This is a genomic window from Blattabacterium sp. (Mastotermes darwiniensis) str. MADAR (assembly GCF_000233435.1).
In the GTDB taxonomy this organism is placed as follows: domain Bacteria; phylum Bacteroidota; class Bacteroidia; order Flavobacteriales; family Blattabacteriaceae; genus Blattabacterium.
Genome location: NC_016146.1, coordinates 240,070 through 263,350, shown reverse-complemented (window position 1 = coordinate 263,350; position 23,281 = coordinate 240,070). Strand labels below are relative to the sequence as shown.

Sequence of the window (23,281 nt, the reverse complement as noted above, 5' to 3'; positions counted from 1 at the left end):
TATAGGATTTTACACTATAAAAAACTGGATCAATAAAAAAAAATAAAATGTTTTTTGTCAATAAATATTTTTGGATCAGTTTATTTTTTTTTGTATGGATGCTTTTTTTTGACACTAATTCTTTGGTATTACACTGTAAGTTAAAAAAAACTATCCATAAAATGATACTGGATAGAAATTGGTTAAAAAATCAAATTTTATTGGAAAAAAATCATTTAAATAAATTAAATACAGATTATAAATACTTGGAAAAAGTAGCTAGAGAAAAATTTCACATGAAGAAAGATGATGAAGATTTATTTGTACTATCTAAAAAAAAAAACTAGCGTCCCATATAAATCAACAAAATACTTAAATCGGAAGGAGAAACTCCACTAATTCTTGAAGCTTGCGACAAAGATTCTGGACGATGATAAGTTAATTTTTCTCTAGCTTCTAGGGATAAAGATTGTATTTGATAATAATCAAAATCATTAGGAATTCGAATATTTTCAAGTCTCAACAATTTCTTGGCATTTTCTTTTTCTCGTTCAATATATCCTTTATATTTAATCTGAATAGAAACTTGCTCTAAAATTTCTTGATCAAAATTATTTTTTTCTACTTCTTGTTTTAAAGGTGGAATAGACACTATATCTTGTATTTCTATTTCAGAACGAGACAATATTGTATCAATTTTTTGTTCATGATGTACAATAGTAGATCCTTTTTGGTTTAAAATAGGATTTATAATTTCTGGTTTTAAACTCTTATTTTTAAAAAAATAGATACATTTTTCTACCTTATATTTTTTTTTATCTACAGATTTCATTTTTTTTTCTGAAACTAATCCAATCTTATATCCCATAGGAGTTAGTCTTTCGTCTGCATTATCTTGACGTAATAACATTCTATATTCAGCTCTTGAGGTAAACATTCTATAAGGCTCTTCTGTTCCTTTTGTAATCAAATCATCTATTAAAACTCCAATATAAGCCTGATTCCTTTTAAGAATAAAAGGTTTTTTTTGATTAATCTTTAAATGAGCATTAATTCCTGCCATCAATCCTTGAGCAGCCGCTTCTTCATATCCTGTAGTTCCATTAATTTGTCCGGCCAAAAAAAGATTTTCTATTAACTTACTTTCCAAAGTAAGTTTTAATTGTATTGGAGGAAAATAATCATATTCAATAGCATATCCAGGTCTTAACATTTTCACTTGTTCAAATCCTGAAATTCTTTTTAAAGCTTTATATTGGACTTTCTCTGGCAAAGAAGTAGAAAAACCATTTATATAAACTTCTACAGTATTCCAACCTTCTGGTTCTACAAAAATAGGATGTTCTTCTTTATCATAAAATCTATAAATCTTTTCTTCAATAGAGGGACAATATCTAGGACTAACTCCTTTAATAGATCCTGTAAAAATAGGAGAATAGTTAAAATTTTTTCGAATAATATCATGTACTTCTTTATTTGTGTAAGAAATATGACATTCACGTTGTTTCTTTAATTTTATAGTTCTTGAAAAAGAAAATTTTTTAGGATGAATATCTCCATTTTGAGATTTCATTTTATTGTAACTTAAGGAACGTCCATCTACTCTAGGAGATGTTCCTGTTTTCATTCTCCCATGCATAAACCCAAAATATTCAGTTAATTGTTCCGTAATTCCTCTAACTTCTTGTTCCGCTATTCTTCCTCCATTAATTTTATTTTTTCCAATATGTATTTTTCCGTTTAAAAATGTTCCATTTGTGAGTATTACAGATTTTCCCTTAATTTCTATTCCAAAAGAAGTTATCACTCCTTGAACTTTATTTTTTTTTACTATTAGAGAAGTCACGGTATCTTGGTATAGATCTAATTTTGGATTCTTTTCCAAAAAAAATCTCCAATTATTAGAAAATAATTTTCTATCACATTGTGCTCTAGGACTCCACATAGCAGGTCCTTTAGATTGGTTCAGCATTCTAAACTGAATCATACTATAATCCGTGATGATTCCAGAATAACCACCTAAAGCATCTATTTCTCTTATTATTTGTCCTTTAGCTATTCCTCCTATAGCTGGATTGCAGGACATTTGACCAATAGTTTGTAAATTGGTTGTAATAAGTAAGGTTTTTGATCCCATGTTAGAAGATGCAGAAGCTGCTTCAGCTCCAGCATGTCCTCCTCCAACAACAATAATATCGTATATATCCAAAAACATGATTCTTTTATAGAAATAAAATTAAGTAAAACTCCTCTTTTTTTCTCATTAGTTCTTTATTTATTTTATCTTTATCCTTATATCCTAAAAAATGTAGTAGAGCATGTATCATAATACGATTTAATTCAGTTTGGAACAACTGATTCCATCGTTTAGAATTTTCTAAAACTCTATCTATGCTAACAAATATATCTCCTGAAATATATTTTTCTTTTTTTTCATTCAAACCAGAAAAAGCTATGACATCTGTATAATAATTTTTTCGAAGATATTTTTTATTGATATTCAAAATATAATCATCATTACAAAAAATATAATTAATATTTCCTACATGACTTCCTTCATTCACTAATATAAGATGAATGGATTGGATAACCATAGATTTATTGGCAATAGAAAAGTTAGAAACTTTATAAAAAAAATTAATCATAAAATGAAATGGAATATTTTTTTTATTTTTAAAATATCTATCCTAGATAGAAAAAAATAATTTTCTTTCGATGAAAAAAGTTATTCCAAACATTTTTACCTTATTCAACTTATTTTTTGGATGCCTTTCTATTATTCAATCTAAATGTTTGGAATGTTCCGCTTGGTTTACTATTGGATCATTGATATTTGATTTATTAGATGGATTTACATCTAGATTCATGAAAACCGAAAGTAAATTTGGTAAAGAATTAGATTCCTTAGCGGACATGGTATCTTTTGGTATAGTTCCATCTATAAGAATTTTTATTTTGTTTAGTAGTATGAATGAAAATCAAAAAATTCCATTCATAGAATGGTCTTCATTTTTAATTCCAATATTTTCTGCATGTCGTTTGGCTCAATTTAATATGGATCAAAAACAATATGGATTAACCACTCCAGTAAATGCCTTATTCTTCACTTCCTTATCTCTTATTAAAAAATATACAATTCCTAGCAATAATATAGGAATTTTAATAAAAGACATCGTTTTTTCTCCTATTACAATACTTTTCATAATTTTTTTTTCCTGTTATTTTTTAATATCCAAGATACCGATGTTATCCCTTAATTTTTCTGGTTTTTCTTGTAAAAGAAATAGAAAACGTTATTTGTTTTTACTGATTAGTATATTTCTTTTATTAACTTTACACATAGTGGCTATTCCATGTATTATTATTTTTTACATTATAATTTCAATTTATTAAAAAATTTACATCAAACAACATGAAATTACAACTTCATCGTCCTATTTGTTTCTTTGACATAGAAGCTACAGGGATAAATATTTGCAAAGATAGAATTATAGAAATATCTATATTGAAAGTATATCCAAATGGGAATCATAAAGATCAAACTTGGCTGATATTTCCTGAAATCCCTATTCCACCACAATCAACAGCTATTCATGGTATTAAGGATGAAGATGTAGCAGGAAAATTACCATTTAAAGAGGTAGCTATCCATATTTTCAAGATGATTGAAAATACGGATTTAGCGGGTTATAATTCTAATAGATTTGATATCCCCATCTTAGTGGAAGAAATGCTTCGTGCAGGAATTTCTTTTGATATAAAAAAACATAGAACAATAGACGTACAAGTTATATTTCATAAAATGGAACCTAGAAATCTTTCTGCTGCTTATAAATATTATTGTAAAAAAGATCTTATGAAGGCTCATAGTTCTAAAGAAGATACGTTTGCTACGTATGAAATATTGCTAGCTCAATTAGAAAAATATGAATCTTTAAAGAAAGACGTTCAAAGTCTCAATCAATTTTCTCATCAAAAAAACATAGCCGATCTCGCTGGATTTATAAAAATAGATGAAGAAGGAAACGAAATATTCAATTTTGGAAAATATAAAGGAGAAAAAGTTTTTGATATTTTTGAAAAGTATCCCAATTACTACAATTGGATACAAAACTCCGATTTTCCACTATATACTAAAAAAATATTAACCAATGTTAAATTCAGAAATCATGGAATAGGATAACTATTGTTTAACAAGATCTTCTATTTTTTTTTCAATAAAAATGGTTAAATTTTTTCCATTCAATAAATTTTTTGATAATAGAGTTAAATTTAAGGCCTCTTGAATGAGGCTTTTTTTTATTTCATTATCTGGTTCTTTTAATATCTTTTTCATTAAAAGATGATTTGTATTTACAATCAATTGATAAAAATTCTTCTTATCCTTAATCTCTGTTCCCAGAGAACTCATTTCTCTCATTCTTCGTACAAATTCTGGAATAATGATTAAAAAAGGAGGATCTTTCTTGGATAAATTTTCCAATTTTACGGAAAATTCATATTCATTCATTAAATGTGAATGTACAATATTTTTTAAATCTTTTTTTTCTTTATCGGAAAGTTCCGAAAAATATTGTTCCTCTTTTTTATCAATTAATTTATCAATATGATCTGAATCTACACGAACAAAAGAAATATCTTTGTGAGTTGTTTCTAGTTTTTGAACAAAATGTACTGTAAGTGGACTATCCAAAATAAAAACTTCATAGGATCTATCTTTTGCTTCCTTAATATAAGAATATTGTTTTTCTGGATCCGAGGTATAAAGAAAAACAATTTTTCCTTCTTTATTTATTTGAATGTTCTTTATTTGTTTTTTTACTTCCTTGAAAGTAAAAAAATACCCATTGACTGTTGGATAAAGAAAGAAATTATTAGCTTTTTCAAAAAAACTTTTTGTAGTAATCATTCCATATTCTACAAATGTTTTTATATCCTTCCACTTATTTTGAAAATTTTTTCTATTTTTTAAAAACATAGAATCCAATTTATCAGCTACCTTTCTTGTGATATATTTGGAGATGTTTCTTACCGAAATATCTGATTGCAAATGAGAACGTGATACATTAAGAGGAATATCTGGAGAATCTATCACTCCTCTTAACAAACTTAGAAAGTCTGGAACTACTCCTTCCAAATTTCCCGTAATATAAACTTGATTTTGATATAAAAAAACTTTATCCTTATGAACATACATTCTATTTTCTATTTTTGTAAAATATAAGACACCCGTTAAACGAAAAGGATGATCTATCTTTAGATGGACCCAAAACAAAGCATCTTCTAATTGTTCTGGATATAATTCATGATAAAAATTTAAATAGTCCTTGTCTTTTAAATGAATAGGATTTTTTTTCCATATGGGAGAGGTATTATTGATAATAATTTCTTTTTTTTCCTCTTCTGAGTAGATCGATATGGGAATCGGCATAAATTTACAATATTTATGAAGTAATTTTAAAATACGATCGTATTCTAAAAATTCTTTACTTTCCTCATTTATAAATAGAACGATCTCTGTCCCTCTTTCTCTTTTTTCTTCTATTTCTTCTATACTAAATGTTGGAGTCCCTTCGCAAGACCAAAAAACAGATGAGTATTTTTTCCTATAAGATTGAGTGAATATCATCACCTTTTTTGCTACCATAAAAGAAGAATAAAAACCTAATCCGAAATGCCCGATAATAGTAGATCCTTTATCTTGATACTTTTGAATGAATTCTTCTGCTCCAGAAAAAGCTATTTGATTTATATATTTTTCTACTTCTTCTTTGGTCATTCCAATTCCATTATCAATGATGTGAATAGTTTTCTCCTTCTTATCTATTCTTACTTTTATTTTCAATAATTCATTAACCGCTTCTTCTATTTCTCCTAATTTTACTAGGGTTTTGAATTTTATAATAGCATCAGTAGCATTAGAAACCAATTCACGTAAAAAAACTTCTTGATCCGAATAAAGAAATCTTTTAATGATAGGAAAAATATTATCTGAAGTAACATTTATCTTATTTTTTTCCATATATACCAAAAATTTTAACAAATATTATACAAATGAAGCATATGAAAAAGGAGAAATACTTTTAGGTTAACAGTATGTCAGTTAATAAAAAGAGAATCAACAAATTTTTTCCCATCAAATTCTTTTAAATCCTGTATTTTTTCTCCTATTCCAATATATTTGATAGGAATTCTAAATCTATCCATTATTCCTAAAACTACTCCACCTTTAGCAGTTCCTTCTAATTTTGTTAATACAATAGAAGAAATTTTTACAAAAGAAGAAAATTTATTAACCTGCTCAAAGGCGTGTTGACCTGTTGTAGCATCTAAAACTAGCATAATTTCATGAGGAGCTTTAGAAACTACTTGATTCATGACTCTGCTTATTTTAGATAGCTCTTCCATAAGACCAATTCTATTTTGTAATCTACCGGCTGTATCGATTAACACTACATCTATATTTTTAGATTTTGCAGATTGCAAAGTATCGTATGCTACAGATGCTGGATCTGCATGTCTATGTTGTTTAATCAATGGGACATTAACTTTTTTGGCCCATATTTCAAGTTGAGGGATGGCTGCAGCACGAAATGTATCCGAAGCTCCTATCATTAAATTAAATCCTTTTTTTTTTAATAAAAAAGCTAATTTTCCAATTGTCGTAGTTTTACCTACTCCATTTATTCCAATCATCATAATAACGTATGGTTTGTTCTCATATTGTATTTTTTGTTCTAAACGTTCGTTTTTAATATCCATAAAAAGAATCTCCATTTCTTCTTTAAGCAATGCATATAATTCTTTTATATTTTCATATTTTTTATTTTTAATATAGTTAATTATCTTGATTGTTGTTGTAGTTCCTATATCCGAAGATAATAATATTTCTTCTATATGATCTAGATCTATGTTAAATTTTTCTTTTCGAAAAAGAATATTTTTTATTCTAGAAAATAAGGATTCTCTAGTTTTTTTTAATTCATGATCGAAGGTATCTTTGCTTTTTCTTTTTGTAAAAAACATTTCTATGAATTTAATTTAACAAGAATTATTTTTTTTCTTTGAAATAATTTTTTACTTCCCTATCCGTTATAATTTTATTTTCAAAAGTATAACAACCCGATTTCTTAGATTTAATTATTCGAATAGCAAAAATCATTTTTTTTGAAACTTTTTTTTTTCTATTTTTATTCATTTAATTTCTTTATGAATTGTATATTTTCTCAAGATAGGATTGTATTTTTTTAATTCTATTCTATTTGGAGTGTTTTTTTTATTTTTTGTAGTAATGTATCTAGAACAACCAGGGATTCCTCTTTTTTTTTGTTCGGTACATTCTAATATTACTTGTATTCTATTTCCTTTTTTTCCCATTATATTTGAAACGTTTTAATGTATTTTCAATTCCAATTTTATTAATTATTTTAATAACGGAAGCACAAATTTTTAAAGTAATCCATTTTTTTTCTTTTGTTAAAAAAAAACGTTTTTTACATAAATTTATATTGAATCGACGTTTGTTTTTATTGTTAGCATGAGAAACTTTATGACCTATCATAGCCTTTTTTCCTGTCAATTCGCAAATTTTTGACATAATTATTTTTTTTACTAAATTGCTTATTCATTCTTCAGCGAAGATAGCTAAAAATAGCTTATATAAAAATTTTCCATGTCAGGACATAGTAAATGGGCCAACATCCAACATAGAAAATATAATCAAGATTTTAAAAAATCCAAAAAATTCTCTAAAGTTATTAGAGAAATATCCATTGCAGTTAAAGAATCAGGATCGGATAGAAAAACCTCCTATCGTTTAAGAAAGGCCATTATCAATGCAAAATCAATGAATATCCCTAAAGAAACTATAGAAAGAACTATACAAAAAGCCTCACAAAATAACACAAAAAATTATAAAAGTTTAAATTTAGAAGGAAGAATTTACGGAATTAGTATGATTATAGAGTGTTTAACGGATAACAGCATTAGAACTACTTCCGATATAAGAATCTTTTTATCCAAAAATGGAGGAAGATTATGTCATAATGGAGAGTTAACCCATTTATTTAATAGAATAGGTTTTTTCTCTATCAAAAAAGAGGATATTTCTTTTCCAATAGAAAATTTTGAATTAATGGTAATAGATTTTGGGGCAAAGGATATTATAAAAGATGAAAATAATATCTATATATACACAGATTTTGAATATTTTGGTCCTATGAAAAATAATTTAGAAAGAATGAAAATTTTTCATAGATCTATGGTAAAACGTATAGCTAAACATCCAAAATTACTTTCAAAAGAAAACAGTAAAAAAATATACAATTTTATTGAAAAACTTAAAGAAAATGAAAATATAAGAAATATTTACTCTAACATAAAGTAAGACGTCCTATCGCATTTTTTTTAAATAAAAATGAGGAAAGTCCGGACACCATAGAGCAGTACAATGGGTAACACCCATCCACTGTAAGGTGAGGAATAGTGCAACAGAAAGAAAGTACAGTTTAGCTGTAGTGAAATCATGTAAACTCTGTACGGTGAAATGCCATGTATACCGGAAAACTTGCTCGGTTGATACCGGGGGGTAGGCAGATAGAGATAATGGGTAACTATTATCCTAGATAAATGATAGGAATAGAAACAGAATCCGGCTTATAGTCTTTCTTTTGTTCTTTTGGAGAGATGGCCGAGAGGTTTAAGGCGCACGCCTGGAAAGCGTGTTCACAAAAAAAGAGTGTCAAGGGTTCGAATCCCTTTCTCTCCGCTCAATAGTTCTCTATGTCTCTTAATTTTTTTTCAATTAAATTGTTCCTAACACCCATCACCTTATCTATATCTTTGGAAGCTGCTTGTAATTTATCTTGTGCTTGATGAAGCAATAATCCAAATTTTGCAAATTCTTTTTTTACAGTTTCTAAAATTTTCCATACTTCAGAACTTCTTTTCTGAATGGCTAAAGTACGAAATCCTATCTGTAAACTATTTAACATGGCAGCTAATGTAGAAGGACCTGTGATTACAATTTTATATTTTCTTTGCAATTCTTCTAATAAACTTGAATTTTTCACAATTTCAGCATATATACCTTCAAAGGGCAAAAAAAGAATTGCAAAATCAGTAGTATTTGGAGGATCTATATACTTATATTGAATATCTTTGGACATTTTTTTAAGGACAGAAACCATATTCTTTTTAGCTATTTCTAACTCCTTTTTCTCTCCAAAATTATAAGCCATTTGGACTTTTTCATAAGTTTCTTTTGGAAATTTTACATCTATAGGCAACCATATAATATTTCCATCCCCAATTCCTGGAAGTTTAATAGCAAATTCCACTACAAAATTTGTATTAGATTTAGTAATAACGTTACATGCATACTGTTCTGGGGATAAAATTTGTTGTAATAACATGGAAAGTTGCATTTCACTGAAATTTCCACATACTTTAACATGATTTAAAGTTCTTTTCAAGGCATTTACATCCTGTGCTAAATTCCTCATATCACCTAACCCCTCTTGCAAGAAGGATAATTGATTCCTTATTATTTCAAAAGATTTATCCAAATGTAGATTTAAAGAACTTTGAAGTTTCTCATTCACATTTTCTTTTATATCTTCTAGTTTTTTTTCTGTTATTCTAACTAGTCTTTCTTGTTCTACATGAAGAATATTTAATCTATTAGATTGATCTTCAATATAAAAATGAATCTTTCTATCTATGTAATTCTGAAAATCTCTTACCGATTGCATAAATCCATCTTTCACATCCTTTAAGGTATTTACAAATACTATCTTATCATATTGAGCTATTTTTTGATTCTCATTTTTATGATTTTTTAACTCATTTCTTAAAATAAATTCTATTTTTTTAAATGAATAGATGAAAATAAAAAAAATAAAGAAACATAAAATACCCAAAAAATAATAAATCATAAAATGAATATGAATGTATGAAGTATAATAGCGGGAATAGGACTCGAACCTATGACCTTCGGGTTATGAGCCCGACGAGCTACCAACTGCTCCACCCCGCGATGTTAATATTTAATATAATGTTTTTTATTCAAAAAATAAAATTATTCATCCATTCATGGATATTAAAAATTCTTCGTTATTTTGAGTTCTGGCTATACGCGATATTAAAAATTCCATAGCTTCTACTGGATTCATATCGGAAAGATGTTTTCGTAAAATCCACATCCTTTGTAATGTATTGGGATCCAACAAAAGATCATCCTTTCTTGTACTAGAAGAAACGAGATCGATAGCTGGATAAATTCTTTTATTAGCTATTTTCCTATCCAATTGAAGTTCTTTATTTCCTGTTCCTTTAAACTCTTCAAAAATTACCTCATCCATTTTTGATCCTGTATCAATCATAGCGGTAGCAATAATGGATAAAGAGCCTCCATCTTCTATATTTCTAGCAGCTCCAAAAAATCTTTTTGGTCTATGTAAAGCATTAGCATCTACTCCTCCTGATAAAACTTTCCCAGAAGCAGGAGCAACAGTATTATACGCACGTGCTAAACGTGTTATAGAATCCAGTAATATAACAACATCATGAGAACATTCTACCATTCTTTTAGCTTTTTGTAATACAATATTAGCTACTTTTACATGTCTTTCTGCTGGTTCATCAAAAGTAGATGCTATTACTTCTCCTTTAACATTTCGTTGCATATCGGTCACTTCCTCTGGACGTTCATCAATAAGCAATATAATCAGATATACCTCTGGATGATTAGCAGCAATAGCATTGGCTATTTCTTTCAATAAAGTAGTTTTTCCTGTCTTTGGAGGTGCAACAATCATACCTCTTTGTCCCTTTCCTATAGGAGTGAAAAGATCTACTATTCTTGTAGAAAGAGTGGCTTTTTTTTCAGCTATTTTAAATTTTTCATTTGGAAAAAGTGGAGTTAAATGTTCAAAAGAATCTCTTCCTCTTACAAAGGAAGGATTTCTTCCATTGATTTCAATAATTTTAATTAAAGGAAAATATTTCTCTCCATCTTTAGGTGGGCGGACTTCTCCTCTTATAGTATCTCCTGTTTTCATTCCAAAAAGTCTAATTTGAGATTGAGAAACGTAAATATCATCGGGAGAAGATAAATAATTGAAATCGGAAGATCTTAAAAAACCATAATTTTCTGGCATAATTTCTAATACTCCTTCGCTAATGATAATTCCATCAAATTCATATTCTGGAGAACAATATTTATTAGAATTTTTTTTTACTGTTCCAATAGATTCTGATCTATCGTTTTTTTTCCAATTTTGGAAATATCTTTTTGGATATTTTTTTGCAGATTCTTCTGAACTTTTGGAATAGTTTTTTAAATTCTCTTGAGAAGGAGAAGTTAATTTTTTTTTTCTACCTTTAAATCCTTTTTTTAATAAAGAATTTTCTATCTTTGAAGAAGAAGGATTGTTTTTAATATTGAGAATGGAAATTATTTTTTCAAGTAGCTCGTTTTTTCGTAGTTGTGTACATTTTTTTAATCCTGACAAACGGGCGATTTCCTGTAATTCAAAAAGTTTTTTACTTTTTAATTCCGTAATATCATACATAAAGTAATTGGGTTATATATTAGCCAATCTTGGCTTCAAGATGGTAAATGCAATTATACAAATTAATTTAAATAAAATTTTTTTAATTTATGTTCTATAGGATACAAACTTTTTATTTATTTTTATCTGTGCTAATATCTTCTATTTCTTTATATTATTATCCTAATACCCAAATACATCCCTTTTTTTTGGATAAAATATTTTTTACTTTTATAATTATATGTTTGATCTTATCTATTTTAAGTATTCTTCTTTTTAAAAAAAAATCCATACAAATATTTTGTAACTATTTAAATATAATTATAAATAGTACTACTTTTCTATCAATTATTTTCATTTCATGTTATCAAAATAAACTTTTAAGAAAAACGAATTTATTTCTTCTCTTATCAATGATATTGTTCTTATCTCTTTCTAATAAAGCAATAAAAAAAGATTTAGAATTGATTCATTCTATAAATAGAATACGATAAATAAATACCTATGAAAAGATCTTCATTGCTCAATCAATTTGAAGTATTGGAAAAAAAATTTCATGAAATTTCAAATTTTATTTTAAAACCTCTATCTAATCAAAAGAAATATAAAATTTTATTCAAAGAATATCAAAAATTAAAAAAGATAATGTCTCTCTACGAGAGATACAAAAACAAATTATTCTCTCTTCAAGAAGCAAAAAATGTTTTAGAAAACGATTCAGATCCTGAAATGAAGGAAATAGCATCCTTGGAAAAAAAAAAAATTTTAGAAGATTTATCTTCTATTGAAAAAGAATCATATAATTTTCTATTATCCGATTCCATAACAGAAGTAGAAGAAGATCATAGAAATGCTATCGTAGAATTACGTTCTGGAACAGGAGGATATGAAGCTTGTCTTTTTGTAGAGGACATTTTACGAATGTATATCATGTACTTTAAACAAGTAGGTTGGAAATATGAAATACTACATTCTCAAAAGGGAGGAATTAAAGGGTATAAAGAAATAATTTTAGAGGTAAGTGGAAATGATGTAAAAAAAAAAGGAGGAGTCTATTCCAATTTAAAATTGGAATCTGGAGTACATAGGGTTCAAAGAATTCCAAGAACTGAGTCTCAAGGAAGAATACATACATCTGCTATTACAGTAGCTGTTCTCCCTGAAATAAAAAGTGTAGAAATGAACATAGATCTATCTGATATAAAAAAAGAAACGTTTCGATCCAGTGGAGCCGGAGGACAACATGTAAATAAAACAGAATCCGCTGTGCGATTGACTCATATTACAAGTAAAATAACAGTGGAATGCCAAGAAGAACGTTCTCAACACAAAAACTTTGAAAAAGCTATGAAGGTTTTAAGATCACGTATCTATAAGAACGAAATGGAAAAACGAATTAAAGAACGATCTATCAAAAGAAAATCTTTAATTTCTACAGGAGACCGTTCCGTAAAAATACGAACTTATAATTATCCTAAAAGTAGAGTAACGGATCATAGAATTCATAAATCAATTTATGATATTGTAGGATTCATGAATGGAAATATTCAAGAAATGATTGATCTTCTAAAAATTTTTGAAGAAAAAAATAAAAAAAATCAACAGTTGGAATTGTAATAGTGAAGTTTTTCTAAAAAATTTGTATTATAGTTTCCTTTTAAAAAATCATTATTTTGCATAAATTCTCTATGAAAAGGAATAGTTGTACGAATTCCTTCTATCACAAATTCATCTAATGATCGACGCATTTTTTCAATAGTTTCCTTTCTGCTTTTTGCTGTAGTAATAATTTTCGCAATCATAGAATCATAATAAGGTGGAACCCTATATCCAGCATAAACATGTGTATCTACACGTACTCCTTTTCCTCCTGGAATATGCATCTGAGTAATTTGTCCAGGAAACGGACGAAAATCTTGGGAAGGTTCTTCTGCATTGATTCTACATTCTATTGAATACATTTTTGGATAATAATTTTTTCCAGAAAGTCTTTTTCCACAAGCCAAAAAAATTTGTTCTTGTATCAAATCCAAACCTGTTATTTCTTCGGTTATAGGGTGTTCTACTTGAATTCTGGGATTCATTTCCATAAAATAAAAATTTCTATCTTTATCCACTAAAAATTCTATAGTTCCTATTCCTTCATAATGAATGAATTCTGCAGCTTTTACAGCTTCTTCTCCCATCTTTTTTCTCAAAGATGTGGTTAAAAAAGGAGAAGGAGCTTCTTCTACCAATTTTTGGTTTCTTCGTTGAATAGAACAATCTCTTTCTGATAGATGACAGGATCTTCCATATTGATCGCTAATTATTTGTATTTCTATATGTCTTGGATCTATGATTAATTTTTCTATATACATGTCTTTTTTTCCAAAACAGGATAAAGCTTCTTTTTTAGCTTCTTCCCAAGAATATTTTAATCCATTTTTATCTAAAACAGATCGTATTCCTTTTCCTCCACCTCCAAAAACTGCTTTAATAATAATTGGATATCCTATTTCTTCTGCTATTTTTTCTATTTCTTTATAAGAAGATTCAACAAAACAATCCGATCCAGGCAAACACAAAATTCCAGCTTTTTTCATAATTTTTTTAGCTGAAATTTTATTCCCCATTTGAATTATATGATTTGGAAGAGGACCTATAAACTTAATCCCATGTTTGATGCACATAGATGAAAAATAGGCATTTTCGGATAAGAAACCATATCCAGGATGAATGGCATCTGCATTCGTAATTTCAGCAGCGGATATTAAATTAGGAATATTCAAATAAGATTGATATGGAGAAGGAGGACCAATACATACCGCTTCATCTGAAAAATAAACGTGAAGACTATGTTTATCTGCTGTAGAATAAACAGCGACTGTCTTTATTCCCATTTCTTTAGCTGTTCGTATAATCCGTAAAGCTATTTCACCACGATTAGCTATTAATATTTTTTTAAACATAAATTATTCTTCCATAGGATCTAAAAGAAATAAAGGTTGATCATAATCTACTGGAGTAGAATCTTCTACAAGAATTTTAACTATTTTTCCATTCACTTCAGATTCTATATCATTAAATAATTTCATTGCTTCTATTACGCAAATTTTTGTCCCTATCTTTATTTCATCTCCAACCTTTACAAAAGGTTCTTGATTGGGATGTGGTCTACGATAAAAGGTTCCAATCATAGGAGATCTTATGGTAATATACCGATTATTATTAGGTTTTTTTTCTTCGTATTTAGAAAACCTATCGGAAAAATCAGAAATATAGGAAGGATTTCTTTGATTATTTTTGTTAAAAACAATTTGATCCAATGCATTTTTTTTTCTAACGATTTTATTTTTAATATGTATTTCTGTTTCTCCTATCTTAATCATTATTTCATGAATATCCGATTTAGAAATAAATTGAATCAACGATTTAATATTTTTGTAATCCATAAATTTTAAAAATTTATGATGGAATTATTCCAATACAATTTTTCCTCTATAATATAGTTTTTTTTCATGCCAATAAGCGTGATGATATAAATGTTGTTGATGTGTTAAAGGGCATTGAATTAATAGAGGTTTTCTTATCTTTAAGTGAGTTCTTCTTTTATCTCTTCTTGATTTAGACTGTCTTCTTTTAGGATGTGCCATTACTCTTATTTTAGAATCACTAATTTATAAATAAAATTGAATGCAGAATAAAAATAATTTTTTTATATTATTCCATTATGCAATTAACTAAACGTAAGGAGGATTATTCTAAATGGTATAATGATATTGTCATTAAATCTGGATTGGCAGAATTTTCTGGTGTTCGTGGTTTTATGATTATTAAACCATATGGATTTTCTATATGGGAAATTATGAAAAATAAATTAGATAAAATGTTTAAAGATTCCGGACACAAAAATGTTTATTTTCCCTTATTAATCCCCAAATCATTTTTTTCGAAAGAAAAAAAACATATTCAAAATTTTTATAAACAATGTGCTATAGTTACGCATTCTCAGTTTAAAAGAAACGAAGAAACATTGACTATTGATCCAAAATATCAATTACAAGAAGAATTAGTAATCCGACCTACTTCTGAGAGTATCGTATGGAAAACTTACCGACGTTGGATTCATTCTTATAGAGATCTACCTATTCTTTACAATCAATGGGGAAATGCCATTAGATGGGAAATGCGTACTCGTCTGTTATTAAGAACCTCTGAATTTTTATGGCAAGAAGGTCATACCGCTCATTCTACAAAAAAAGAAGCTATAGAAGAAACTAAAAAAATATTGAATATCTATACAAATTTCTCTGAAAATTGCATGGCTATTCCTGTATTACAGGGAATAAAACCTTTTATGGATAAATTTTCTGGATCTGAAACAACATATTGTATTGAAGCCCTCATGCAAGACGGAAAAGCTTTACAAATTGGAACTTCTCATTTTCTTGGACAAAATTTTTCAAAAGCTTTTGATGTCCAATTTACTAATCATAATGGAAAAAAAGAATATGTATGGTCTACTTCATGGGGAATTTCCACTAGGTTAATAGGAGGACTGGTAATGTTACATTCAGATGATCATGGATTGGTTTTACCTCCTAAAATAGCTCCTATACAAATTGTTATTATTCCTATATATAAAAACAAAAAAGAATTAAAAAAAATTAATGAAATAGTTGAAAAGATTCAGAATATTTTAAAAAAAACAGAACTTAGTATAAAGTATGACAACAGAGATATTTTTACTCCTGGATGGAAATTTAATGAATACGAAATGAAGGGAATTCCCATACGAATTAGTATTGGAAAAAATGAAATTAAAATGGAGAAAGCAGAAGTATTTAGAAGAGATACTTACGAAAAAATATATGTATCTTGGAATAGTTTAATCACATTTATTCCAGAACTTCTTGAAAAAATACAAAGAAATATTTATCAAAAAGCTTTGAACAAAACAAAAAAATTGACTGTTTGCTTAGATCATTATGAAGATTTTAAAAATAGAATCAATGAAACAGGAGGTTTTATTCTTGCTCATTGGGATGGAACAATGAGTACAGGAAAAAAAATACAAGAAGAAACGGAAGCTACTATACGTTGTATTCCTATCAACAATGAAAACGAAACTGGAAAATGTATTTACTCTGGAAAACCTTCTTGTCAACGAGTCGTTTTTGCAAAATCTTACTAGAAAACATTTAATTTTCCTTTGAAATTATTTATGGATGAATATTGTTTATTTTTTAGAATTAAAATGAATTCTTGAATTAATCTATCAAATACAGTAATTCCTTCTTTTATAAATTGAGTACCAACCTGAACTGCAGAAGCCCCACATAATATATGTTCAAATATATCTTTTCCAGAACAAATTCCTCCACATCCTATTATAGGAATATCTTTACGAAGATAAGTATAAAATTTACAAATATTAGACAATGCAAATGGTTTGATAGATATACCTCCTATTCCTCCAAATCCTTTTTTTGGTTGAATAACAACGGATTCTTTATTTATATCGATGAAAATGCCATTGGGTAAACTATTAATGCAAGTAACAAAACAAAGAGGATATTTATTTAAAATAGAAGCCATTTTTATAAAGTTCTCATCTTCAAAATAAGGCGGGAGTTTAACTCCTAAAGGTTTTTTATAAAATTTAAATAGATTATCCAGAAAATACGAAACCTTAGAAAAATCGTAACCTAATACTTTATTTCCTTTTTCCACTATATTTGGACAAGATAAATTTAATTCTATAGCACTAATTTTTGAAGAAAGATTGGCTTTACGAAGAAGAATATAATTTTCTTCAATAGAAAGTCCTGATACGGATAATAAAAAAGGTTTTTTATAATTTTTTCTTTCGAAAAAATCCAAATAAAAATCTATTCCAAGATTTGGCAATCCCATAGAATTGATACTTCCAATATTCCATTCGAAATATCTTGGCTTTAAATTTCCCTTCCTTGGTTTTAGAGTACAACTTTTTGTAACAACAGCTCCAGAAGAACTAATCAAAAGATCGGAAAGCTCTTTATCTGTACTACAACGAACTCCTGAAGCATTCATGATACAGGATGGAAATTTTATTCCATTTATATTAGTGGAAATATCTATTTTTTTCATGATTATAAATTAGCAAAAAATCCCACAAGTATAAATTTTTTAAATTTACCGAAACAGGTTTTTTTTATGAAGGAAAAAGAACATTTTTTTTATAAAATTTATAATTTAGGAATTATTAAATTTGGTTGTTTTACCTTAAAAAGTGGAATGAATTCTCCTATATATATAGATTTTCGTCCAATTGCTTCTAGACCCGATTTATTAATAAAATTATCGGATTTGATTTTGAAGGAAGTCCCATATCACGTGTTTGAATTGATTTGTGGAGTTCCATATGCCGCTTTACCTATAGCGACTACTTTATCGTTAAGATCTAATATTCCTTTAATTATTAAAAGAAAAGAAAATAAAGGTTATGGAACAAAACGAATGATAGAAGGAATTTACAAGAAAGGACAAAATTGCCTTCTTATAGAAGATGTTATAACAAGTGGAGACAGTTTGTTAAAAACTGTAATAGATCTTGAAAAAGAAGGATTAATTATCAAAAATATTTTATCCATTCTTGATCGTGAACAAGGAGGAATAGAAAATCTAAAAAATAGAGGATTCAACATACGATCTTTATTTCGTCTAGGAGAAATTTTAAAGATGTTGAAAGAAAAAAATCTATTAAAAAAAGAAGAAATACATATAATTCAATTTTTTTTCAAGAAAAAAAAATTAAAAAATATTCAAGGAAAACGTATTTCTTATGAAGAAAAGAAAGAAAAAATTTCTCATCCTATAGGAAAAAAACTTCTTGACATAGCATTGAAAAAACAAACAAATTTGATAGTTTCCGCTGACTTAATATATTCTGAAGAAATTTTAAAATTGGTAAATTTAATTGGGGATAAAATTTGTGGATTAAAGATTCATGTAGATATTATTAGTGATTTTTCATTTTCATTTATCGATTCACTTAAAAAAATTTCGATGGAAAAGAAATTTTTATTGTTTGAAGATAGAAAATTATGTGATGTAGGACCTACAAATTATCTTCAATTACATTATGGAATACATAAAATATCTTCTTGGGCAGATATTATAACGGTCCATGTTCTTGCAGGAAGTGAAAGTATACAAAACTTGAATATTCCTTCTAATATGGGGGTAATTACTATATCTGAAATGTCTTCTTCTGGAAGATTATCTGATGATAACTATATAAGAAAAGCATTAAATATTTCTTTAAAAAATTCTAAAGTCATTGGAACAGTTGCTCAAAGAAAAGTGGACGATAGATTATTATTATTTACTCCTGGTATACATTTTTCTGATTCAAAAGAAAATTGTAGGGGAAATACCTACATTCATCCTAATCAAGCTTTTATTAAGAATAGTAGCGATTTTATTATCGTTGGAAAAGCGATTTATCAATCGAATAATCCAAAAATACTGGCAGAAAAATATAGAAATTCAGGATGGAAAGCCTACGAAAACGTCCTTTTTAAAAAAAATACTTTGTCCAAAAATTAAAACATGTAAAGTTTTTTTTTTTAATTGGTGAAAAATATTATGTTTGTATTTCCACTACTTACTGGGCAATAAAATAAATAATATGGAATGGATTAATTCATTAATCAGTTGTTTTATGATTCTTTTTAGCATTATAGATATATTAGGAAATGCTCCCATAATTATGAGTTTTAAATCCAAAGGAAACATTATAGACACTAAAAAAGTGATAATCACTTCTCTTCTTATATTTTTATCTTTTTTATTTTTAGGACAACCTATGCTCAAAATCATTGGTGTAGATGTTAACTCTTTTTCTGTAGCAGGATCTATAGTGTTATTTCTAATTGGATTAGAAATGATACTAGGAATAGATATCCATAAAGTTACAGAAAATGCTCAAACTTCTATAGTTCCAATAGCCTTTCCACTTATAGCTGGACCAGGATCTTTAACTACTCTAATTTCACTAAGAACAACTTATGATGTTAACATTATTCTTTTATCTCTAATATTGAATATGATTGTTGTCTATTTTGTTATAGACCGATGTGATTTTATCGCTAAAAAAATAGGAACAAACGGTTTAGATATACTAAAAAAAATATTTGGAATTGTTTTACTTGCATTTTCCGTGAAGATTTTTGGAGCAAATGTTGGTCAATTATTTCAACAAGGATTATGATCCTGATTTATTGATCTTATTATTTCATAAAATATTGTTTTCATGGATTGATCAATTTCTTTGAATTTAGGTATAAATTTTCCTTGATAAAGAAAGACAATATGATAACCATCCACTATATTTTTTTCTAAAACAGATTTATTCAATAAAAAAGAAGATCGTAATAACCGTTTGATTCTATTTCTATGAACTGACTTTTTAAAATTTTTTTTTTACCAAAGTTCCAATTAGTTCTATTCTTTTCATATTCTTCTTTGGATACAATAGTATTGATGTATAAATTGGAAAATCGGAAAATGTTTTTCCGTATTTCATTGTATCAATAATATTGTTCTTCCCTTTCAATTTTACTTCCATATTTTTTGTTTTATTTTTACCGATCCATAAATTCTTCCAATTTAGAAACCATTCTTACAGGTCCACAAATAAATGGAGTCCTTTGATGTAAATTTAAAGGTTTTATATCTAGAATTCTTTTCTTTCCATCAGAAGCTTTTCCACCAGCTTGTTCTGTTAAAAAAGCCATAGGATTACATTCATAAAGTAATCTTAATTTCCCCTCTGGAGAATGTTCCGTTTTAGGATAAATATAGATACCACCTTGTATCATATTTCTATGAAAATCCCCTACTAAAGATCCAATATACCGTGCTGTATAAGGACGATTTTCTTTTTTTTCTTGACAATATTTTATAAATTTTTTTATTCCATTAGGAAATTTAGCATAATTTCCTTCATTAATAGAGTAAATTCTTTCTATTTCAGGAAAACGAAGATTTGGATGAGATAAATAAAAAGTTCCAATAGAGGGATCCAAAGTAAAACCATGGACTCCATTTCCTGTTGTATAGACTAATATGGTAGATGATCCATAAATAATATATCCTGCTAATATTTGTTTATTTCCTTTCTGCAAAAAATCTTCTATTGTTAAATCCATTGGAATAGGAGTTCGTCTTATATACACAGAAAATATAGTTCCAATAGAAACATTTACATCTATATTGGAAGACCCATCCAATGGATCTATCAAAACAATATATTTAGGATTTTCTTTTTCCCCCTTTTCCACAATAACTATAAAATCTTTGCTTTCCTCAGAAGCTATTCCGCAAACTACATTTCTGCTTTTAAATGATTCTATGAAAACTCTATGTGCAAAATCATCCAATTTTTGTTGATTCTCTCCTTGTATATTAGTTATCCCCGAACTCCCTATAATTTTTTCTGTTAAACCTGCTTTGTTTACTTCTTTATTGATAGCCTTAGCCGCTAATTTAATGGAGCTAAACAAACGTAACAATTCTTCTGTAGAATACAAAAAACGATCCCTATTTTCTATAATAAACTCTCCCAATGTATACATGTTTTTTTTTCTAAAGAAAAAAAACAGACAATTTTTTAAAAAAAAAAGTTATAAATTTTTTAACAAAAATGAAAAATATTTTTCAATATGCATATATTTTTTTGATTAATTTTATTGATTAATGAAAATAATTCAAACATCCTTAATATTCTTATGGAGAATATGGTTTTTTCTAATAAACTTATTTCTCATTCCATTATGGGCAGGAGCTTCTGTTCCATTTCTTTTTAAGGATAAATATTATCACATTGCTTATTGGTTTCATCAAATGTGGGCTAGAAGTAATCTTTTTCTTATGGGATTCTGGTATGTATTAGAAAAAGAAGAAATACTAGATAAAAACAAACAATACGTGATTATCAGTAATCACAGTTCCATCATGGATGTTATGTTGATTTATTCTTTGATGAGAAAGAATCCTTTAGTTTTTGTAGGAAAGGCGGAACTAGCTAAACTTCCTTTTTTTGGTTTTGTTTATAGAAAAAGTAATATATTAATAGATAGAAAAAATTTATCCAGTTGTATACAAGTGTTTAAACAAATACAAGAAAAAGTAGATTCTGGAAAAAGTGTATGTATTTTTCCAGAAGGTGGAGTTCCTAATCCCTCTATTTTCTTAGATCATTTTAAAAGTGGAGCTTTTTCTATTGCAATAAGAAAAAAAATATCCATTGTTCCGTTTACTATAGCAGACATCAAAACAAAATTTCCTAGTTTTACTATAATCAAAGGGGGTCCTGGTAGAATACGTATCAAACAACATCATTCTATTTCCACCAAAAACTTGTCTTTAAAGGACAAAAATTATTTAAAAGAAAAATGTTTTAATCTAATAAAGTTTCAATTGAAAAAATTCGAACGTGAAAAAATAAACAATTAAACATTGTATGATCAATTCGTGAGTAGTAGAAAAATTCATATTTACACTGATGGTTCTTCTAAAGGAAATCCTGGACCGGGAGGATATGCTATTTTTATAGAAATAGTAGGAACTTCTCATAGAGAAGTTATTTCCGAAGGATTTCGTTATACGACCAATAATCGGATGGAGCTTTTAGCCGTAATAGTTGGTCTAGAACAAATAATAAAAAAAAAACAAAATATTATTGTTTTTACTGACTCTAAATATATAGTAAATGCTATTCAAAAAAATTGGATTTATCAATGGAAAAAAAACAATTTTAGAAAAAAAAAAAATGTGGATTTATGGATACGATTCTTAGATATATTTAACCAGCATTTTATTGTTTTTCAATGGATTAAAGGGCATCACTTTCATTGTATTAATAATTATTGTGATCAATTATCTGTAGCAGCTTCAAAAGGAAAAAATTTACAAATTGATTATGTATATGAAAAACAAAATTTCAAAAAAATTAATTAGGAAAAATTATGTAATTTCCTTTGTCTGATTACTTCATATATAATTATAGATGTAGCATTGCTCACATTCATAGAATCAATATTTCCGAACATGGGGATAGTTATTATTTTGTGGGCTATCTTTAACCAAATTTTGGATACTCCTTTGCTTTCTGATCCTAAAACAATGGCTAAATGGGAAGAAAATTGAGTTTGATATAATTCTATAGATTTTTTTTTATGAAATCCTGTTACTGCAATTTCTATTTTATTTTCTTGTAACCAAGCAATAATGGATTTTATTTCTTCTACAAAAATTTTCTTTGTAAAAACGCATCCTAAACTACATCTAATAACATTTGGATTGAAAATATATGTTTTTGTATTGCATAATATAATAAAATGTACCCCTGCTGCATCAGCTGTCCTTAATATAGATCCCAAATTTCCTGGTTTTTCTATCCCATCCAATACAAGAATAAAAGGGTTTTTGGGTACTTTTATATTTCTCAAATTATTAGAAACTTCTTTCTTAAATAAAGCAATAATTCCACCCGAATTTTTCCTACATGAAAATTTTTGAAAGGCTTTAATGTTAATAAAACAAACAATATCATTAAATGATTTAATCATATTATATTGATGGAATATATTTTTACATATGAATATCTCTATGGGGAAAAAATTCCCTTTTATAGCCATTTCAAATTCTTTAATTCCTTCAACAAGAAATATTTTTTTATTATTTTTTTTATTAATTTTTATTAATTTTTTAATTTTCAT

Annotated in this window: 28 protein-coding genes, 2 tRNA genes and 1 other RNA gene; 13 read left to right on the top strand and 18 right to left on the bottom strand. The window is 27.3% G+C overall.

Annotated features, from left to right (window positions below):
• The first annotated feature begins 47 nt into the window (after nucleotides 1-47).
• Complete coding sequence (locus MADAR_RS01270) at nucleotides 48-326, top strand: septum formation initiator family protein (protein ID WP_014158729.1); 279 nt, start codon at nucleotides 48-50, stop codon at nucleotides 324-326.
• On the opposite strand, the gene mnmG is transcribed toward MADAR_RS01270, so the two are convergent.
• Together mnmG and ybeY are read right to left on the bottom strand one after the other, a co-directional pair.
• Nucleotides 323-2,194 carry a tRNA uridine-5-carboxymethylaminomethyl(34) synthesis enzyme MnmG gene (gene mnmG / locus MADAR_RS01265; RefSeq protein WP_014158728.1) on the bottom strand — a complete coding sequence of 624 codons (1,872 nt, stop codon included), beginning with the start codon at nucleotides 2,192-2,194 and terminating at the stop codon, nucleotides 323-325. The two genes, MADAR_RS01270 and mnmG, sit on opposite strands and share 4 nt — an antisense overlap.
• A 7-nt stretch (nucleotides 2,195-2,201) precedes the next feature.
• Complete coding sequence (gene ybeY / locus MADAR_RS01260; protein ID WP_014158727.1) at nucleotides 2,202-2,624, bottom strand: rRNA maturation RNase YbeY; 423 nt, start codon at nucleotides 2,622-2,624, stop codon at nucleotides 2,202-2,204.
• A 70-nt stretch (nucleotides 2,625-2,694) separates the two neighbouring features.
• Here ybeY and MADAR_RS01255 point away from each other — a divergent pair, with 70 nt between their 5' ends.
• Together MADAR_RS01255 and MADAR_RS01250 are read left to right on the top strand one after the other, a co-directional pair.
• A complete protein-coding gene (locus tag MADAR_RS01255; RefSeq protein ID WP_014158726.1) occupies nucleotides 2,695-3,372 on the top strand; it encodes a phosphatidylcholine/phosphatidylserine synthase in 678 nt (225 codons plus the stop codon).
• Between the two features lie 19 nt (nucleotides 3,373-3,391).
• Nucleotides 3,392-4,162, top strand: coding sequence for a 3'-5' exonuclease (locus MADAR_RS01250; protein ID WP_014158725.1), 771 nt, complete (start codon nucleotides 3,392-3,394; stop codon nucleotides 4,160-4,162).
• Here the strand turns inward: MADAR_RS01250 and htpG are convergent, their stop codons facing one another.
• The 5 genes from htpG to rpmB all read right to left on the bottom strand — a co-directional run bounded on the left by htpG (nucleotide 4,163) and on the right by rpmB (nucleotide 7,576).
• Entirely contained in the window at nucleotides 4,163-6,001 is a 1,839-nt protein-coding gene (htpG, locus tag MADAR_RS01245; protein WP_014158724.1) for a molecular chaperone HtpG, read from the bottom strand. It abuts the gene before it with no gap.
• A gap of 77 nt (nucleotides 6,002-6,078) precedes the next feature.
• Complete coding sequence (gene ftsY, locus MADAR_RS01240) at nucleotides 6,079-7,005, bottom strand: signal recognition particle-docking protein FtsY (protein ID WP_014158723.1); 927 nt, start codon at nucleotides 7,003-7,005, stop codon at nucleotides 6,079-6,081.
• Between the two features lie 25 nt (nucleotides 7,006-7,030).
• Nucleotides 7,031-7,177: a DUF4295 family protein gene (locus MADAR_RS02990; RefSeq protein ID WP_014158722.1), complete on the bottom strand. Its 147-nt coding sequence runs from the start codon at nucleotides 7,175-7,177 to the stop codon at nucleotides 7,031-7,033.
• The gene (rpmG, locus tag MADAR_RS01235) at nucleotides 7,174-7,356 is read right to left on the bottom strand and encodes a 50S ribosomal protein L33 (RefSeq protein WP_014158721.1); all 183 of its coding nucleotides are present in this window, start codon (nucleotides 7,354-7,356) and stop codon (nucleotides 7,174-7,176) included. Before rpmG ends, MADAR_RS02990 begins: the two co-directional genes overlap by 4 nt.
• Entirely contained in the window at nucleotides 7,337-7,576 is a 240-nt protein-coding gene (rpmB, locus tag MADAR_RS01230; RefSeq protein ID WP_014158720.1) for a 50S ribosomal protein L28, read from the bottom strand. Before rpmB ends, rpmG begins: the two co-directional genes overlap by 20 nt.
• A 75-nt stretch (nucleotides 7,577-7,651) precedes the next feature.
• Here rpmB and MADAR_RS01225 point away from each other — a divergent pair, with 75 nt between their 5' ends.
• The 3 genes from MADAR_RS01225 to MADAR_RS01220 all read left to right on the top strand — a co-directional run bounded on the left by MADAR_RS01225 (nucleotide 7,652) and on the right by MADAR_RS01220 (nucleotide 8,746).
• Complete coding sequence (locus MADAR_RS01225; RefSeq protein WP_014158719.1) at nucleotides 7,652-8,365, top strand: YebC/PmpR family DNA-binding transcriptional regulator; 714 nt, start codon at nucleotides 7,652-7,654, stop codon at nucleotides 8,363-8,365.
• An RNA gene (gene rnpB, locus MADAR_RS02970) (RNase P RNA component class A) lies at nucleotides 8,359-8,653 on the top strand. The genes MADAR_RS01225 and rnpB overlap by 7 nt, the downstream gene beginning before the upstream one ends.
• A 5-nt stretch (nucleotides 8,654-8,658) precedes the next feature.
• Nucleotides 8,659-8,746, top strand: a tRNA-Ser gene (locus tag MADAR_RS01220).
• Nucleotide 8,747: 1 nt separating this feature from the next.
• On the opposite strand, the gene MADAR_RS01215 is transcribed toward MADAR_RS01220, so the two are convergent.
• From MADAR_RS01215 to rho, 3 genes are all read right to left on the bottom strand, one after another.
• Nucleotides 8,748-9,914, bottom strand: a complete 1,167-nt coding sequence (locus MADAR_RS01215) for a DNA recombination protein RmuC (RefSeq protein WP_014158718.1) — start codon at nucleotides 9,912-9,914, stop codon at nucleotides 8,748-8,750.
• A gap of 28 nt (nucleotides 9,915-9,942) precedes the next feature.
• Nucleotides 9,943-10,015: transfer RNA gene (locus tag MADAR_RS01210), tRNA-Met, on the bottom strand.
• 46 nt (nucleotides 10,016-10,061) lie between these two features.
• The gene (gene rho / locus MADAR_RS01205) at nucleotides 10,062-11,552 is read right to left on the bottom strand and encodes a transcription termination factor Rho (protein ID WP_014158717.1); all 1,491 of its coding nucleotides are present in this window, start codon (nucleotides 11,550-11,552) and stop codon (nucleotides 10,062-10,064) included.
• Nucleotides 11,553-11,641: 89 nt separating this feature from the next.
• On the opposite strand from rho, the gene MADAR_RS01200 reads away from it, so the two are divergent.
• Together MADAR_RS01200 and prfA are read left to right on the top strand one after the other, a co-directional pair.
• Nucleotides 11,642-12,025 (top strand): DUF4293 family protein, encoded by a 384-nt coding sequence (locus MADAR_RS01200; protein WP_014158716.1) that lies wholly within the window; start codon nucleotides 11,642-11,644, stop codon nucleotides 12,023-12,025.
• Between the two features lie 10 nt (nucleotides 12,026-12,035).
• Entirely contained in the window at nucleotides 12,036-13,148 is a 1,113-nt protein-coding gene (gene prfA, locus MADAR_RS01195; protein ID WP_014158715.1) for a peptide chain release factor 1, read from the top strand.
• Here the strand turns inward: prfA and accC are convergent.
• Genes accC through rpmF form a run of 3 tightly spaced genes read right to left on the bottom strand, consistent with a single transcriptional unit; the run spans nucleotide 13,130 to nucleotide 15,166 of the window.
• Nucleotides 13,130-14,482: an acetyl-CoA carboxylase biotin carboxylase subunit gene (gene accC, locus MADAR_RS01190; RefSeq protein ID WP_014158714.1), complete on the bottom strand. Its 1,353-nt coding sequence runs from the start codon at nucleotides 14,480-14,482 to the stop codon at nucleotides 13,130-13,132. The genes prfA and accC overlap by 19 nt on opposite strands.
• 3 nt (nucleotides 14,483-14,485) lie before the next feature.
• The gene (accB, locus tag MADAR_RS01185; RefSeq protein ID WP_014158713.1) at nucleotides 14,486-14,965 is read right to left on the bottom strand and encodes an acetyl-CoA carboxylase biotin carboxyl carrier protein; all 480 of its coding nucleotides are present in this window, start codon (nucleotides 14,963-14,965) and stop codon (nucleotides 14,486-14,488) included.
• A 24-nt stretch (nucleotides 14,966-14,989) separates the two neighbouring features.
• A complete protein-coding gene (gene rpmF / locus MADAR_RS01180; protein WP_014158712.1) occupies nucleotides 14,990-15,166 on the bottom strand; it encodes a 50S ribosomal protein L32 in 177 nt (58 codons plus the stop codon).
• Nucleotides 15,167-15,240: 74 nt separating this feature from the next.
• Between rpmF and proS the strand changes: the two genes are divergently transcribed.
• Nucleotides 15,241-16,707 (top strand): proline--tRNA ligase, encoded by a 1,467-nt coding sequence (proS, locus tag MADAR_RS01175; protein WP_041177990.1) that lies wholly within the window; start codon nucleotides 15,241-15,243, stop codon nucleotides 16,705-16,707.
• Here the strand turns inward: proS and MADAR_RS01170 are convergent.
• Nucleotides 16,704-17,651, bottom strand: coding sequence for a dihydroorotate oxidase (locus MADAR_RS01170; protein WP_041177989.1), 948 nt, complete (start codon nucleotides 17,649-17,651; stop codon nucleotides 16,704-16,706). The two genes, proS and MADAR_RS01170, sit on opposite strands and share 4 nt — an antisense overlap.
• Before the next feature lie 60 nt (nucleotides 17,652-17,711).
• On the opposite strand from MADAR_RS01170, the gene pyrF reads away from it, so the two are divergent.
• Both pyrF and MADAR_RS01160 read left to right on the top strand, forming a co-directional pair.
• Entirely contained in the window at nucleotides 17,712-19,106 is a 1,395-nt protein-coding gene (gene pyrF / locus MADAR_RS01165) for an orotidine-5'-phosphate decarboxylase (RefSeq protein ID WP_014158709.1), read from the top strand.
• 82 nt (nucleotides 19,107-19,188) lie between these two features.
• A complete protein-coding gene (locus MADAR_RS01160) occupies nucleotides 19,189-19,770 on the top strand; it encodes a MarC family protein (RefSeq protein WP_041177988.1) in 582 nt (193 codons plus the stop codon).
• Here the strand turns inward: MADAR_RS01160 and MADAR_RS03100 are convergent.
• From MADAR_RS03100 to fbp, 3 genes are read right to left on the bottom strand one after another with little or no spacing between them, the layout of a single operon-like run.
• Nucleotides 19,755-19,946 carry a hypothetical protein gene (locus tag MADAR_RS03100; protein ID WP_083812383.1) on the bottom strand — a complete coding sequence of 64 codons (192 nt, stop codon included), beginning with the start codon at nucleotides 19,944-19,946 and terminating at the stop codon, nucleotides 19,755-19,757. The two genes, MADAR_RS01160 and MADAR_RS03100, sit on opposite strands and share 16 nt — an antisense overlap.
• 22 nt (nucleotides 19,947-19,968) lie before the next feature.
• Nucleotides 19,969-20,127, bottom strand: a complete 159-nt coding sequence (locus MADAR_RS03040; RefSeq protein WP_158306296.1) for a hypothetical protein — start codon at nucleotides 20,125-20,127, stop codon at nucleotides 19,969-19,971.
• 16 nt (nucleotides 20,128-20,143) lie between these two features.
• Nucleotides 20,144-21,136: a class 1 fructose-bisphosphatase gene (gene fbp, locus MADAR_RS01155; protein WP_014158707.1), complete on the bottom strand. Its 993-nt coding sequence runs from the start codon at nucleotides 21,134-21,136 to the stop codon at nucleotides 20,144-20,146.
• 121 nt (nucleotides 21,137-21,257) lie between these two features.
• Between fbp and MADAR_RS01150 the strand changes: the two genes are divergently transcribed.
• Together MADAR_RS01150 and MADAR_RS01145 are read left to right on the top strand one after the other, a co-directional pair.
• Complete coding sequence (locus MADAR_RS01150; protein ID WP_014158706.1) at nucleotides 21,258-22,016, top strand: 1-acyl-sn-glycerol-3-phosphate acyltransferase; 759 nt, start codon at nucleotides 21,258-21,260, stop codon at nucleotides 22,014-22,016.
• A gap of 18 nt (nucleotides 22,017-22,034) precedes the next feature.
• A complete protein-coding gene (locus tag MADAR_RS01145; protein WP_148256088.1) occupies nucleotides 22,035-22,520 on the top strand; it encodes a ribonuclease HI in 486 nt (161 codons plus the stop codon).
• Here MADAR_RS01145 and MADAR_RS01140 read toward each other — a convergent pair.
• A complete protein-coding gene (locus MADAR_RS01140; RefSeq protein WP_238523422.1) occupies nucleotides 22,517-23,281 on the bottom strand; it encodes an RNA methyltransferase in 765 nt (254 codons plus the stop codon). The two genes, MADAR_RS01145 and MADAR_RS01140, sit on opposite strands and share 4 nt — an antisense overlap.